Here is a 13,447-nt window from a genome sequence, read left to right as displayed (position 1 = left end):
TCCCGCAGCCGACGGATGAATATCCCGCTGCTGAACCAGATGCGCCCCTATGCCGTTTCGCCGCCGTACACCGCTTGCATTTCGTGAAAGACTGCGCCGTGCCGTCCTGCCTCCCAAGGGCTTTCGCCGCGTCCTCGATTATTATCGCCTGAAGGTCATGCGCATCGGCGGCTCCCCGCACGCAGTCGCGGCAGGCCTCGCGATCGGCGTGATCAGCGCCTGGACGCCCTTCCTCGGCCTCCACATCCTGTTTGCCATCCCGCTCGCCTATCTCTTCGGCGGCAGCATGATCGCCGCAGCCCTCGGCACCACGTTTGCCAATCCCGTCACCTGTCCGATCATCTGGCCGCTCACCTGGAAGATCGGCGAGACCTTGCTCGGCAACGAAGCCTCCGGCCACGATCATCTCGATCTCGGCCGACTGTTCCACCATCTCGATTTCTCGCAGCTCTGGCGGCCGATCCTCGAGCCGATGCTGATCGGCTCCCTGCCGCCGGGTATCCTGTGCGGCCTGGTTTTCTACGCGGTCACCTATCTGGGCGTGCGCAGTTTCCGCAACCGGCGGCTGGAACGCTTGACGGCACGGGCCGGAGCCCTCAAGTCAGTATAAAGACTGACGAGAACCGGCCTGGCGCCGTGAGGAAGATTTCATGATCATCGGCATGGGCAGTGACCTCATCGACATAAGACGCGTGGAAAAATCCATCGAGAGGTTTGGCGAGCGTTTTACCCATCGCTGTTTCACCGAGATCGAGCGGGCGAAATCCGACCGCCGCCAGAACCGCGCCGCCTCCTATGCCAAACGTTTCGCCGCCAAGGAAGCCTGCTCCAAGGCGCTCGGCACCGGCATTGCCCACGGCGTGTTCTGGAAGGACATGGGCGTCGTCAACCTGCCCGGCGGACGGCCGACCATGGTGCTCACCAATGGCGCCGCCGAACGTCTCGCGAGCATGATGCCGGCGGGTCACGAAGCGGTTATTCACATCACGATCACCGATGAATACCCTTATGCGCAAGCCTTTGTGGTGATCGAAGCGCGCCTCGCAGCCTAATCGACCATTGCCGCCGCTTTGCGAAGGGTTTAGAGAACGCAAAACCGCTGGCAACAGCCGCGCCGAACAGAAAGACGTTAAACGTGTCCGACAAAGCCGAGACGAAGTCGCAGAACAGCCTCTGGGAAAACATCAAGGTCATCATCCAGGCTCTGCTGCTGGCGATGGTGATCCGCACCGTGCTCTTCCAGCCTTTCACCATCCCGTCCGGCTCGATGATGCCGACCCTGCTCGTCGGCGACTATATCTTCGTCAACAAGTTCGCCTATGGTTATTCGAAATATTCGCTGCCGTTCTCGCCTGACCTGTTCTCCGGCCGTATCCTGGAATTCAACCAGCCGAAGCGTGGCGACGTCATCGTTTTCCGCCTGCCGAGCCATCCGGATGTCGACTATATCAAGCGCCTGATCGGCCTGCCGGGCGACCGCGTCCAGGTCACCAACGGCGTGCTGTTCGTCAACGGCAAGCCGGTCCCCAAACAGGGCGACGGCGCCTTTACCTCCGATTACAGCCTCGATCCGGGCACCGACGTGCCGGTTTTCCGCGAAACGCTCGACAACGGTGTCACCTATGACACGCTCGACCATTCACCGGTTTCGCGCGGCGACAACACCCAGGAATTCGTGGTTCCGGCGGATCATTATTTCTTCATGGGCGACAACCGCGACAACTCGCTCGATAGCCGTTTCGACGTTGGTTACGTGCCCGCCGAAAATCTGGTCGGCCGCGCCAGCGTCATCTTCTTCTCGCTCGGCAACGACACCTCGTTCCGCGAAATCTGGAAATGGCCGACCAACATGCGCTGGGATCGGATTTTCAAGGTCGTCCGGTGATGAAGTCAAAGACGCTTTCGGCGGAGGAACGCGGCCAGCTTGAAAAAGCCATCGGTCATGAATTCGCCGACAAGCAATGGCTGGACCGGGCGCTCACCCATGCGAGCACCGGGTCCGCCAAGAGTGCTAATTACGAGCGGCTGGAATTCCTGGGCGACCGCGTGCTCGGTCTCTGCGTCGCCGAACTGCTGTTCAAAACGTTCCGCACTGCCGCCGAAGGCGAGCTTTCCGTGCGTCTGAACCAGCTTGTCAGCGCTGACAGCTGCGCCGTTGTTGCCGACGAACTGGAACTGCATCGGTTCATCCGCACCGGCGCCGACGTCAAGAAGCTGACCGGCAAGCGGATGATGAACGTGCGTGCCGACGTGGTCGAAAGCCTGATCGCCGCGCTCTATCTGGATGGCGGGCTGGAAGCTGCCCGCGGCTTCATCATCAGGTATTGGGAAGCCCGCGCCACCCGCGCCGACGGCGCGCGGCGCGATGCCAAGACGGAGCTGCAGGAATGGGCGCATGCGAAATTCGGCCTGACGCCCGCCTACAGGGTCGACGAACGCTCCGGACCGGATCATGATCCCCGTTTCACGGTGACCGTCGAGGTAACCGGCGTGGCGCCGGAAACCGGCGTGGACCGTTCCAAGCGCGCCGCCGAACAGGTGGCCGCCACAAAGATGCTCGAGCGCGAAGGCGTGTGGCAGAAACCCGCTGCCGAACAATGAATTGGACACCATGACCGAAAACGACAACATTCCCGGTGAAGAGAACGAAGCCGGCAAAACCCAGGCTGGTGGCCCGACCCATTCCGGCTTCGTGGCGCTGATCGGCCCCACCAATGCCGGCAAATCGACGCTTCTCAACCGGCTCGTCGGCGCGAAGGTCTCGATCGTCAGCCACAAGGTGCAGACGACGCGCGCCATCGTGCGCGGCATCGCCATCCACGACAACGCCCAGATCGTCTTCATGGACACGCCCGGCATCTTCAAGCCGCGCCGTAGGCTCGACCGCGCCATGGTGACCTCGGCCTGGGGCGGGGCCAAGGATGCCGACCTGATCCTGCTCCTGATCGACAGCGAACGCGGCATCCGCGGCGACGCCGAGGCAATCCTCGAAGGCTTGAAGGAAGTCCATCAGCCGAAAATCCTGGTCTTGAACAAGATCGACCGCGTCCGCCACGAGGACCTGCTGAAGCTCGCCGCCGCCGCCAACGAAGCGGTGCCATTCGAGCGCACCTTCATGGTCTCGGCAACCACAGGCTCCGGCTGCGACGACCTGATGGACTACCTTGCCAAAACCTTGCCGGAAGGCCCCTGGTATTACCCTGAAGACCAGATCTCCGACCTGCCGATGCGCCAACTGGCCGCCGAGATCACCCGTGAAAAGCTCTTCCTGCGCCTCCACCAGGAACTCCCCTACGCCAGCCATGTCGAGACGGAGAAATGGGAGGAGCGCAAGGACGGTTCGGTGCGCATCGAACAGGTCATCTACGTGGAGCGCGACAGCCAGAAGAAGATCGCGCTCGGCAAGAACGGCGACGCCATCAAGGCAATCTCCACCGCGTCCCGCAAGGAACTCTCCGAAATCCTCGAACAGCCGGTCCACCTCTTCCTGTTCGTCAAGGTCCGCGAGAACTGGGGCGACGATCCCGAGCGTTTTCGCGAGATGGGCCTGGAATTCCCGAAGTCCTGAACCAACGCTGCCACATCCGCCAGCGCCGCCACGTGGCGGCGTCAACCGCCGCGAGCGATACCCACGGACGGAGTATCTCGTTAGCGATTTTTATCCATCATTATAATGACTTGCTAACGTTGAGCCGAAGATCCAATTTATCGGCAAAATGGCGCGGAGAGTCATGAATGTCGGATGGCGGATCAGCAGATGAAGGCACGGGCTCGGATGATCCGAATTCCGTCGGCTTCTACAGTTGGATCGTGCCGGAAAACAAGGTGTATGGCGATCAGGTGATTGCCTCCATATTCGGCGTTTCGGATCAGGAACTGGCTGCCGGCGCCCCGATCGAGAGGGTCATCCGCTACATCAACGAGGGCGATAGGCAGCGGGTCGCAAAGGCGATCCACGATGCGATCGTCACAGGGTTCGCATACCAGGAAAACTACCGCGTCACCCATCCGGACGGGCGCCGGATCGACGTCGCAGCGAATGGTCGGTGTCTGCGCGATGCCGAGGGTGTCCCGTATATCTATTCAGGCACCGTGATGATCCAGCCCACGGCGGCTGCGGCGACCGATCCGCTGGAGCACCATTGCCGCGCCGCTCTCTGGCTTGCCACCAAACGCCGCCAGATGCTCGCCGCGCGCTATCTCACCTCGGCGCTCAACGTGCTCGGCAAATAGGTTCCCCGCCTCACTTCTGCCGGTCCATCAGCGCCCTGACCTCCAGGTAACGGCGGCGACGGTCCTGGTCCTGTTCGTTGGGGCCGTAGCAGGTGTCGGAAATGCAGAAGCGCTGCAAGCGGAAGGGCGGCTGCCCCTTGTCGAACTCGCATTCGATCTCGTTGCTGAAATCGGTCGGCTTGGGCTCCTCGCGGGTGGAATAGGTCAGCCGCGCGCCCGGCGGGTCCAGTTCCGGGAAGGACTGGACGATACCCGTCTTCAGCGAGGGCACCAGCAGGAAATTCTTGGCGACCGAGATGCAGGCCTGTTCGAGCTGTGGCGATTGCGCCGCAGCGGGCGAGGGAGCGACAAGGGCGACAGGCGAGGCGGCCAGGAGGGCGGCAAAGAGGGCGTGTTTCATGGAGACTCCCAAGGGTCGTATTTGACGTGCGAATTTCGCACAGGAATCCAAATGGAGGCCGATTTGTTCCAGGCAAGCCCATGGACACCTGCATCTTTGCCGTCGACCGGGGAAAGCAGAAACCGATTCAGTCCGAAGGACTTATGCTCTATTGTTGAATCGGCTCGGAAGGATCTTGAACAGATACATGCAGTGGCAGGACGAAGCGATCATCATAGGCGTCAAGCGCCACGGCGAGACGAGCGTCATCGCCGAGCTGATGACCCGTGACCGCGGCCGGCATCTCGGCCTCGTCCGCTCTGGCCGCTCGCGGGTGATGCAGCCGGTGCTGCAGGCCGGAAACCGGGTGGAGGCCGTCTGGCGCGCGCGGCTCGACGAACATCTCGGCGAGTTCAAGCTGGAACCGATCCGCCTGCGCGCCGCCAAGCTGATGGAGACGGCGACCGCGGTCTACGGCGTCCAGGCGATGGGCGCGCTGCTGCGCCTGCTGCCGGAGCGTGATCCGCATCCGCATCTCTTCGAAGCGCTGGACATCATCCTCGACGCCTTCGACGACCCCTCCGATGCTGGCGAACTTTTCGTGCGTTTCGAGCTCGCGGTGTTGAACGACCTTGGTTTCGGCCTCGACCTCACCGAATGCGCGGCGACCGGCGGACGCGAAAACCTCGTTTACGTCTCGCCGAAAACCGGCCGCGCCGTTTCCCGCGAGGCAGGCATGCCCTATGCCGACCGGATGCTGGCCCTGCCGGGGTTCTTGAGCGAAGGCGCCGCTTCGGCCGCCGACCGCGACAGCATGGCGGAGGCCTTCCGGCTCACCGGCTATTTCCTGCATCGCCACGTCTACGAACCCCGCGGCCTGACGGAAAACGCCGCCCGTGACGGTTTCGTCCAGGCGGCGCTGAAGGCGCTTTCGAAGGATACGGAACGCCAGACCGGTTGAACGAGAAATCCAGCTGAAGGAGGAACCCATGGAGCGGATAGCCACCTGCGCCTGCGGCAAATTGCGGGCCATCTGTAAAGGAGAGTCGGTCAAGGTCTCGCTCTGCCATTGCCTCGAATGCCAGAAACGGACCGGCAGCACCTATGGCATCGGCGCCTTCTTCGACCGCGCCCAGGTGCGCATCGAGGGGGGAAGCACCGCCTATGCCCGCCTGGGGGACAGCGGCTTTGCGGTCAACCTGCATTTCTGTCCGAACTGCGGTTCGACTGTGTTCTGGGAGCCGCAGCGCAGGCCCGACGTGATCGCGGTCGGCGTTGGCTCGTTCGCCGATCCCGGCTTCCCGGCACCCTCGCAGGCCGTCTACGACCAGCACCGGCATTCCTGGGTGCCGGCGCTCGAGTGACCGTCTGCAAGAAGCCGCGTTACTCCGCAGGCTGCGGCCGCAACAAGCCGCGGTCGACCGGCTTTTCCTGGATCGGCCAGTGCACGATCGCGGCGAAGATGCCGAGTGCCACGCCGAGCCACCAGACCGGATCATACGAGCCGAATCGGTCGTAGAGATAACCGCCCATCCACACGCCGAGGAACGAGCCGACCTGGTGCGACAGGAAAACGATGCCTCCCAAGAGCCCTAGATGGCGCGTACCGAACATGATGGCGACGAGCCCGTTGGTCGGCGGCACGGTGGAAAGCCACAAAAGCCCCATGACGATCGCAAACACGATCACCGAGGCGGGCGTCTGGGGCAGGAGGAGGAAGGCGGTGACCGCGATCGACCGGGCGACATAGATATAGGCGAGGAAATAGGGTTTTGAATAACGTTGGCCGATCATGCCTGCGCCGAACGAGCCGATGATGTTGAAGAAGCCGATCAGCGCCATGGCGATCACCGCGTAAGCGGGTGCGATGCCGATATCGCCGAGATAGGCGGGGAAATGCGCGGTGATGAACGCCACCTGGAAACCGCAGACGAAAAAGCCGGAGGTCAGGAGAAGATAGCTCTGGTGGCCGAAGGCCTCGCGTAGCGCCTCTCCGACGGTCTGCTTGATCTCGGACTGCGACTGGGTGCCGGAGCTGGAATTGCCGCGCAGGGGATAGGCGAGCACCGGCACCAGCAGCATCAGCAAGGCGATGTAGACGAGGCTGTCCGACCAGCCGTAGGTGCTGATCAGCGCCTGGCTCAACGGCGCAAACAGGAACATGCCGGCCGAACCCGCAGCCGTGCCGATGCCGAAGGCGACCGACCGCTGTTCGGGCGTCACGTTGCGGGCAAAGGCCGACAGGATGGTGCCGAACGAGCCGGCACCGACCGCAAGCCCGACCATCACGCCGCCGCTGAGATAGAGCACCGGGACCGAATGGGCAGTCGACATCAGGATCAGGCCGCAGGCGTAGAGCAGGCCGGAAAGGGTCAGCACCCGCCCGGTGCCGTATTTGTCGGCAAGCGCCCCAAACAATGGCTGGCCGAGCCCCCAGGCAAGGTTCTGGATCGCCATGGCGAGCGCGAAGGTGGAGCGGTCCCAGCCGGTATCGTGGAGCATCGGCAGCTGGAAGAAACCCATGGCCGAGCGCGGGCCGAAGGTCAGCATGGCGATCAGGGCACCGGCGACGATGATCAGCCAGGGCATGGAAGCCGGCCTCTGCCCCGAGGGGCGCACGGATGGCGATGCAGACGTGGGCATGCGGACCTCCTCGAACACAAGGGGCAAAACATACCGCGTGCGCTTGCGGTGTTAAAACAACTTTTGCTCAATCAATCCATCACCGGGATTGATGGTACGCCCCTTACGGCGTGCCCGGCGGATCGATCGCCGGCGGGGTCGCGCGCCCGAGCCGGGCCTCGCGCCAGATGGTAAAAATGCCGGCGCCGATGACGATTGCGACGCCGAGGATCATGTTGGCGGTCATCACCTCGCCGAACACGAAGACGCCGATCAGGCAGACCAGCACCGACTGGATATAGGTCATCGGCTGCACGACCACCGCATCGAGCAGGTTGAAGGCGCGGATGAGAAGGTAATGCCCGCTCATGCCGGTGATGCAGAGCACCACCATCCACAGCCAGTCGACAGGCGTGACCTGGGTCCAGTAGAACGGACCGACAAAGGTGATCGTCACCGCGCCGACGACGCCGGTATAGAAAAAGGCCGTTTCGGACGTGTCGGTGCGGCTGGCAAGCCGGGTCATGACGGAATAGAGCCCGAACATCAGCGTCGCGACCATCGGAATGACGATCCTGGCGTCGAAGGTGGCGTTGAGCGGGTTGACGATCAGAAGGATGCCGATAAAGCCGACGCCGATCGCCGTCCACCGCCGCCAGCCGACCTTTTCGCCGAGAAACGGCACCGAAAGACAGGCGACCACCAGCGGCGTCGCCGCAAACATCGTGTGGCTGGCCGCCAGCCCGACATGCGAAAAGGAGAAGATCGAGATGACGATCTGCACCGCCAGAAGCGCGCCGCGGGCAATCTGCAGCCAGGGCCGGCCGGCTTTCGCCGCAACCTTCACGCCGCCCGACGACCGGCTCGCCAGCGCAAACGCAAAGCCCGCGAATGCCCAGTAGCGGATCATCGTGATGAAGATCGGCGGATAGGCGCTGCCCAGATGTTTGGAAATCCCGTCCTGCAGCGAAAAGATCGTCACCGCCGCGATGGCGCAGATGAGGCCGGTGGACCGAGGGGTCATGAAGGCAGTCTCTTTCGGGGTGCCGCCCGGACGGAAATCCGGCCGGCGCATGGGAAGCAGGGCGGCTTATGGTGATGACCCCGTTCTGATCGTTCGGCAAGGGGCCGAACAACGTGATTTTGCGAATAGCTGCCATGCGTGGGGCGGGGGAGTGGGGTGGAGTTGAGGCTTTAGCTAAAGTTGTCGCTTTGCGCCAAGAGCATCATCGTTACAAAGCCCGGCGTGGCTGCGAACGCGTGCTACAGCTTGTATCTGTCACTTTGAACCAAGAGTTGCAAAGTAGCTGTGCATATTTCGCTCTGTCACGACGATTATTGATCATGCCTGCGAAATTTACTGCAATATTCAGTCATCGAATGGAGGCTTTGATGAATGGACGTCGTAACGTTGGCCCAGATATTATTGCGCTCGTTCATCATATCGAGCTGAATGAAAGCGGCTGGGTAAACACTGCAATCCGCAAAGCTGTCCGGTTCCTGATCTGGATGATCGGCGAACCCGCCGACATCAATATGATATTAAACGAACGTGAAAACCTCGGCCTTAACAAGTTGACGAGGGAGCAAGCGGAAACTGCGATAAATGAACTTCTGGATTTGAACGCCATACTCCCAGTCGGCAACGACAAATTCAAATTGGCTGAGGCGGAGATTGAAAGCCTCGAAAAATCAATCTCAACAGCCGAAAACGTAGAAGCGCACGTTCGTAAAAAGGTATTGAAAGCTGCGCAAGACACAGGTGTCTCCACGGGAGACGATTGGGAAAGAAAGATTTGGGACGGATTCCACGAAGAGTTTATCGTGCCGTTCATTCGGGAGTTCGGTGCTCGCGCCTATGAATTGATGACCGGGGCGAATACCAATGTTCGGCAAAACATTTTTATTTCGGACTTTCTCGGAAAATTCACCGACGAGCGCAGAATTGTACTCGAAGCAATGATTTTGTCCGCCCTGGATAAAAGCGATGGCGATTGCCGAAAGTACATCCTAAGACTTCTCAATAGTTATTTTTTTCAGTCTGCTGTCAGCCTCCCCCGCTTCGTAACCGAAAAGGCATTTGCGAAGCCTGGGCAGGAGAGGCGGCTGCGGCTGGTCTTGGATACCAATTTCTTATTTTCTCTCTTCAAGCTTCATTCCAATCCCTCCAATGAGGCGGTATCGATGCTACAGGACCTGATATCTCGGGTACCCAAGCCGTTTTCCGTCGATATGTATGTCTTGCCGTCCACCATTGACGAGTTCCACCGATCGATAAGTTACTATCAAGGTGTGGCTGAACGCATTAGGCCTACGTCTGGTATCGTTTCTGCCGGGGTGAAGTCGAATGTTTCAGGGGTAATCGAGGCCTTTCTTTTGAAGGCCCGCGAAAGCGGATACAAGATCACTGCCAAGGATTACTTTGATCCGTATTTCAATGACATCAAAGCAATTTTGAATAGTTATGGTGTTCACGTATTGAATGGCGAAGACAAAAAGTATGCAACCGACCAATCAACTATCGACGACGCGTTAGATCAGAAGTCTTTTTATGCCAGCAAGAACGTAGCAGGAAAACGCGAGAAATCTTACGATAGAATATGGCACGATATGGTATTGTGGCATTTTATATTCGATAAGAGGCCAGAAATAAGTGACACAATTTTTGATGCTGAATGGGTTTGCGTAACTATAGACTTTGGTTTTATTGCATTTGATAATCACAAAAGGCACGGATCCGGTATACCGTTACTTGTGCATCCTGCATCTCTTGTGCAGGCGTTGCAGATTGTAATTCCTTCTGATGAAAATCTCGAGAGGACAATTCTTGCGCTGATGCAGATGCCGTTCCTTTTCGAGCAGTTCGATATTGAGGACGAAAAAGCTACCCAGAAAATTCTGGGAACCTTATCGATGTACGAAAATATCGATGAACTAGGTGAAGAAACAATACTCACCATACTGGGCAATAAGGTTCTGCGCGCTAAGATTGGCGAAAGTCAGGATACGACGGGTGAGGTTGCACTTATTAAGGATGCGATTGTAGAGCATCTGGCAGAGAAAACGCGCGAAGCCAATGACGCTAAGTCGCATCTAATTCGTGTGCAGGAGTTGATGGAGAGTGAGCGGAGGCAAGGCGTCACCCGCCTAGAAACCGTGCAGGCGGAAAATTCGGCACAACTTATAGCGGCTCTCGCGGAGAAGGAGCGTGCTGAGGCCGCGAAATTGTCTACCGATGCAGAGCTTGCGGATATCCGAGCCAAATTGGCAATAATACAGAGTGAGGATGAGGCGCGCGTCGCTGTACGTAAGATCCTCAGCGAAAAATGGAAGTTTGCAGCTTCTGTACTTCTAGGCGCGGCTGTGGCGACGCCGGCGATCTCTGCGGTTCGATATTTTGCCGTTGAACTATCGGGCTTCGCTGGATGGTTGGCGCCACTTGCGGGGCAGATTACGATAGCCGTTTTGAGCATTGTGCTCTGTAAGATTTACGTGAATCGTTTGCTATTACTTAGAGAGGTGGCCTGTGAAGGCCTTGAACTGGATAGCGAATTTCTCTTGGGCAGCATACCTCTTCCTTTTCCTTGCGTTTCTTGAGCCTCGCGCGTCAAGTACGTTTGAAAGGGGGCTCTTCCCAAACATAGGCGTAACTGATGAAGCGGTGACCCCTGACAAGGCCAAGTGATAATCCAAAAGGTCGAATAACCTCTTAGTTTTTTCCGATGGGGATCGTTTTATTGAGAACTGACTTGGCGGAATACCATCGGCTTCGACCACTTTGGGCTGAAGGGGATGCAACCTAATCCGACTGCCGCAATTTTCGGAGGGCTTGAGTTCTGAAGTCGAGCCTAGCGGTACCGCCTGGACTCGCCCCACCCACCTCACCTCTCCACCAACAACCCCGAAACCAGCGTCAGAAACGCCTCCACCGCCTTCTTCGACACCGCCTCCGGGTCCTCGGCACTGGCGATCCAGAGTGCGGCACTCAAGGTGGCGCCGTTGACGAGGCGGGCGGTGGCTTCGGCGTCGACGGGGCGGATCGTACCGTCGTCGATCAGTTTCTGGATGCTTGCGGTGGTGGTGCGGATGCAGGCGCTCTGGCTTGGCCATTGCGACGGATCGCCGAGCACCGCCGGGCCGTCGAGCAGCATGATCCGTTGGATTTCGGGCTCCAGCGACATTTCGATATAGGCGACGCATTCGTCTACGAAGCCGCGCCAGGTATTGTCGGCCCGGCTCGAGATCTCGCAGAGACGGTTTGATATTTCCGCGTCGATCTGCATGACGACCGCCATCAGCAGGCCCTTCTTGTCGCCGAAATGGTGGTAGAGGGCCCCGCGCGTCAGCCCGGCACCGGCGGTAAAATCGTCCATCGAGGCCTCGGCATAACCCTGGCGCGCAAAGGCGTGCCTTGCGGCGGCGATCAGCTTGGCCTTCGTTTCGGCGATCATTTCCTTGCGCGGCCTGGCGGCGCTCCTCGGGCTCGTGCCGGGAGCCATATCGGTGACGATCTTGTCTGCCATCTTCTCAGCCATGCGGACTCCGAATTATTCGCATACGCTCCGTATGTGAATTGACATACGAAACGTATGCGGCTATTTACCTCACATACGCGGCGTATGTAAGTCCTCATTCAAAATAACCCAAGGAGCAGGTTATGCCCAATCCCTATCGCGAAATATTCGCGAGGCCGGGTACGAAAGGTTTTTCCGCCGCCGCTTTCGTGGCGCGGCTGCCGCTGCCGATGACGACGATCGGCCTCGTCGCCATGCTTTCCCAGACGCATGGCGAATATTGGCTGGCCGGCGCGGTCTCGGCCACGTTTGCCCTCGCCAACGCCTTCATTTCCCCGCAAGTGTCGCGCTGGGTGGATGCGAAAGGGCAGTCGGCCGTGCTGGTGCCGACGACGTTCGTCACTTTCCTCGCGCTGATCGGTCTTGCGACCGCTGCCTGGATGCGCTGGCCGATCTGGACGCTGTTTGCCTTCGCCCTCGTCGCCGGGCTGATGCCGAGCATGATGGCGCTGGTGCGCGCCCGCTGGTCGGAAATCTATCGCGACCGGCCGGAACTGCACACCGCCTTCGCCTTCGAATCTGTCATCGACGAGCTCGTTTATATCTGCGGCCCGGTCTTCGGCATCGGCCTCAGCGTCGCGCTCTTCCCGGAAGCCGGCGTGCTCGCCTCCGCCGCGTTCCTCGCCGTCGGCACGGCACTGTTCGTGGTCCAGAAATCGACCGAACCGAAGGTCGATCCGCAGCGGATGAAAGGCGGCGGTTCGGTCATGCGGTTGCCTGCCATGTGGTTCCTAGTGGTGCTCTGCGCCGGCATGGGTATCATTTTCGGCACGGCGGAAGTCTCGGTCGTCGCGTTTTCGGAAGCGATGGGCAACAAGGGCGCCGCCAGCTATATCCTGTCGGCCTATGCCGCCGGCTCCTTCGTGGTCGGCATCGTCTTCGGCGCCATCAAGTTCAAGTCGTCGCTGGCCCGCCGGCTGCTCTTCGCAAGCCTGGTTGCCGCCGTCACCACGCTGCCCATGCCCTTCGTCGGCAGCCTCTGGGGGCTGACAGCGGTCATCTTCCTTGCCGGCGCTGCGATCTCGCCGACCTTCATCAGCGCCATGACCCTGATCGAGCGCATCGTTCCTTCCTCGCAGGTTACCGAAGGCATCACCTATGCCATGACCGGCATGAGCATCGGCTTTGCCGCCGGCTCCTCGCTCGCCGGCTGGACGATCGACGCCTACGGCGCCTCCAACGGCTTCTGGGTCGCCGTCGCCGGCGGCGCGCTGGCGCTCACCACGATGCTCTCCGGTTATGGCTTGCTGAGCCGGCCGGATCGGCAAGCGGTGCCGGCGGCGGGGGTATTAAACCCGGCGGAGTGATCTCCTCAGGTGATCTCTTGGGCGAGGCGGCCCCTCACCCCGCCTCCGCTACGCTCGGCGACCCTCTCCCCGCACGCGGGGCGAGGGGGACCGGAGAGGGCGCGGCAAAAGTCCTTCTCCCCGCGCGCGGGGAGAAGGTGCCGGCAGGCGGATGAGGGGCGGCACCTCGACAAACCAGAGCCTCCGCCGCCAACCAATTTCCGTCAGTCGTGTCAGGCCCGCCGCTTGATCGCCCAGGCCTCCGCCCGTTCGCCAACCACCGTCGCCACGTCGCCGATTCTGATCCGCCCGGTGCCGCGCGGCACGGCGTTCCAGCCGAACAGTGGTCCGGG

14 protein-coding genes are annotated in these 13,447 nt (G+C 60.3%); 10 read left to right on the top strand and 4 right to left on the bottom strand.

What is annotated here, in order from left to right; genetic code table 11:
• The first annotated feature begins 49 nt into the window (after positions 1-49).
• The 6 genes from MOV63_RS21780 (at position 50) to MOV63_RS21755 (ending at position 4,233) form a co-directional block, all read left to right on the top strand.
• Positions 50-610 carry a DUF2062 domain-containing protein gene (locus MOV63_RS21780; protein ID WP_247036736.1) on the top strand — a complete coding sequence of 187 codons (561 nt, stop codon included), beginning with the start codon at positions 50-52 and terminating at the stop codon, positions 608-610.
• Between the two features lie 40 nt (positions 611-650).
• Positions 651-1,052 (top strand): holo-ACP synthase, encoded by a 402-nt coding sequence (gene acpS, locus MOV63_RS21775; protein ID WP_037080909.1) that lies wholly within the window; start codon positions 651-653, stop codon positions 1,050-1,052.
• A gap of 83 nt (positions 1,053-1,135) precedes the next feature.
• Positions 1,136-1,885 carry a signal peptidase I gene (gene lepB, locus MOV63_RS21770; protein ID WP_038541486.1) on the top strand — a complete coding sequence of 250 codons (750 nt, stop codon included), beginning with the start codon at positions 1,136-1,138 and terminating at the stop codon, positions 1,883-1,885.
• Positions 1,882-2,601: a ribonuclease III gene (gene rnc, locus MOV63_RS21765; protein WP_038541489.1), complete on the top strand. Its 720-nt coding sequence runs from the start codon at positions 1,882-1,884 to the stop codon at positions 2,599-2,601. Before lepB ends, rnc begins: the two co-directional genes overlap by 4 nt.
• Positions 2,602-2,611: 10 nt before the next feature.
• Positions 2,612-3,568 carry a GTPase Era gene (gene era, locus MOV63_RS21760; RefSeq protein ID WP_247036734.1) on the top strand — a complete coding sequence of 319 codons (957 nt, stop codon included), beginning with the start codon at positions 2,612-2,614 and terminating at the stop codon, positions 3,566-3,568.
• A gap of 167 nt (positions 3,569-3,735) precedes the next feature.
• Positions 3,736-4,233, top strand: coding sequence for a PAS domain-containing protein (locus tag MOV63_RS21755; RefSeq protein WP_247036733.1), 498 nt, complete (start codon positions 3,736-3,738; stop codon positions 4,231-4,233).
• Positions 4,234-4,243: 10 nt separating this feature from the next.
• On the opposite strand, the gene MOV63_RS21750 is transcribed toward MOV63_RS21755, so the two are convergent.
• Complete coding sequence (locus MOV63_RS21750) at positions 4,244-4,633, bottom strand: hypothetical protein (RefSeq protein ID WP_051899676.1); 390 nt, start codon at positions 4,631-4,633, stop codon at positions 4,244-4,246.
• Positions 4,634-4,820: 187 nt separating this feature from the next.
• Between MOV63_RS21750 and recO the strand changes: the two genes are divergently transcribed.
• Both recO and MOV63_RS21740 read left to right on the top strand, forming a co-directional pair.
• Positions 4,821-5,573: a DNA repair protein RecO gene (gene recO, locus MOV63_RS21745; protein WP_247036797.1), complete on the top strand. Its 753-nt coding sequence runs from the start codon at positions 4,821-4,823 to the stop codon at positions 5,571-5,573.
• Between the two features lie 28 nt (positions 5,574-5,601).
• Positions 5,602-5,976 (top strand): GFA family protein, encoded by a 375-nt coding sequence (locus MOV63_RS21740; protein WP_247036731.1) that lies wholly within the window; start codon positions 5,602-5,604, stop codon positions 5,974-5,976.
• A gap of 19 nt (positions 5,977-5,995) precedes the next feature.
• On the opposite strand, the gene MOV63_RS21735 is transcribed toward MOV63_RS21740, so the two are convergent.
• Together MOV63_RS21735 and MOV63_RS21730 are read right to left on the bottom strand one after the other, a co-directional pair.
• On the bottom strand, positions 5,996-7,255 hold the full coding sequence (locus tag MOV63_RS21735; RefSeq protein WP_247036729.1) for an MFS transporter: 1,260 nt from the start codon (positions 7,253-7,255) through the stop codon (positions 5,996-5,998).
• A 103-nt stretch (positions 7,256-7,358) separates the two neighbouring features.
• A complete protein-coding gene (locus MOV63_RS21730; RefSeq protein ID WP_247036727.1) occupies positions 7,359-8,258 on the bottom strand; it encodes a DMT family transporter in 900 nt (299 codons plus the stop codon).
• Between the two features lie 134 nt (positions 8,259-8,392).
• Between MOV63_RS21730 and MOV63_RS21725 the strand changes: the two genes are divergently transcribed.
• Positions 8,393-10,831 (top strand): hypothetical protein, encoded by a 2,439-nt coding sequence (locus tag MOV63_RS21725; RefSeq protein WP_247036725.1) that lies wholly within the window; start codon positions 8,393-8,395, stop codon positions 10,829-10,831.
• Between the two features lie 284 nt (positions 10,832-11,115).
• Here MOV63_RS21725 and MOV63_RS21720 read toward each other — a convergent pair whose 3' ends face one another.
• Positions 11,116-11,733, bottom strand: coding sequence for a TetR/AcrR family transcriptional regulator (locus MOV63_RS21720; RefSeq protein ID WP_247036796.1), 618 nt, complete (start codon positions 11,731-11,733; stop codon positions 11,116-11,118).
• Between the two features lie 158 nt (positions 11,734-11,891).
• Between MOV63_RS21720 and MOV63_RS21715 the strand changes: the two genes are divergently transcribed.
• The gene (locus tag MOV63_RS21715) at positions 11,892-13,115 is read left to right on the top strand and encodes an MFS transporter (RefSeq protein WP_247036723.1); all 1,224 of its coding nucleotides are present in this window, start codon (positions 11,892-11,894) and stop codon (positions 13,113-13,115) included.
• The last annotated feature ends 332 nt before the right edge of the window (positions 13,116-13,447 follow it).

This window comes from Neorhizobium sp. SHOUNA12A (genome assembly GCF_023006505.1).
Classification (GTDB): Bacteria; Pseudomonadota; Alphaproteobacteria; order Rhizobiales; family Rhizobiaceae; genus Neorhizobium.
Note: the sequence above shows the minus strand (reverse complement) of the source record. Positions and strands in the feature narration are given on the sequence as shown.

What these genes read in the sequence shown, in the direction of transcription:
- MOV63_RS21755 (WP_247036733.1), top strand. Translation starts at nt 3,736, where the DNA reads ATGTCGGATGGCGGATCAGCAGATGAAGGCACGGGCTCGGATGATCCG.
- MOV63_RS21715 (WP_247036723.1), top strand. Translation starts at nt 11,892, where the DNA reads ATGCCCAATCCCTATCGCGAAATATTCGCGAGGCCGGGTACGAAAGGT.
- MOV63_RS21720 (WP_247036796.1), bottom strand. Translation starts at nt 11,733, where the DNA reads ATGGCTCCCGGCACGAGCCCGAGGAGCGCCGCCAGGCCGCGCAAGGAA.
- recO (WP_247036797.1), top strand. Translation starts at nt 4,821, where the DNA reads ATGCAGTGGCAGGACGAAGCGATCATCATAGGCGTCAAGCGCCACGGC.
- era (WP_247036734.1), top strand. Translation starts at nt 2,612, where the DNA reads ATGACCGAAAACGACAACATTCCCGGTGAAGAGAACGAAGCCGGCAAA.
- MOV63_RS21740 (WP_247036731.1), top strand. Translation starts at nt 5,602, where the DNA reads ATGGAGCGGATAGCCACCTGCGCCTGCGGCAAATTGCGGGCCATCTGT.
- MOV63_RS21725 (WP_247036725.1), top strand. Translation starts at nt 8,393, where the DNA reads ATGCGTGGGGCGGGGGAGTGGGGTGGAGTTGAGGCTTTAGCTAAAGTT.
- acpS (WP_037080909.1), top strand. Translation starts at nt 651, where the DNA reads ATGATCATCGGCATGGGCAGTGACCTCATCGACATAAGACGCGTGGAA.
- MOV63_RS21780 (WP_247036736.1), top strand. Translation starts at nt 50, where the DNA reads ATGCCGTTTCGCCGCCGTACACCGCTTGCATTTCGTGAAAGACTGCGC.
- MOV63_RS21730 (WP_247036727.1), bottom strand. Translation starts at nt 8,258, where the DNA reads ATGACCCCTCGGTCCACCGGCCTCATCTGCGCCATCGCGGCGGTGACG.
- MOV63_RS21750 (WP_051899676.1), bottom strand. Translation starts at nt 4,633, where the DNA reads ATGAAACACGCCCTCTTTGCCGCCCTCCTGGCCGCCTCGCCTGTCGCC.
- MOV63_RS21735 (WP_247036729.1), bottom strand. Translation starts at nt 7,255, where the DNA reads ATGCCCACGTCTGCATCGCCATCCGTGCGCCCCTCGGGGCAGAGGCCG.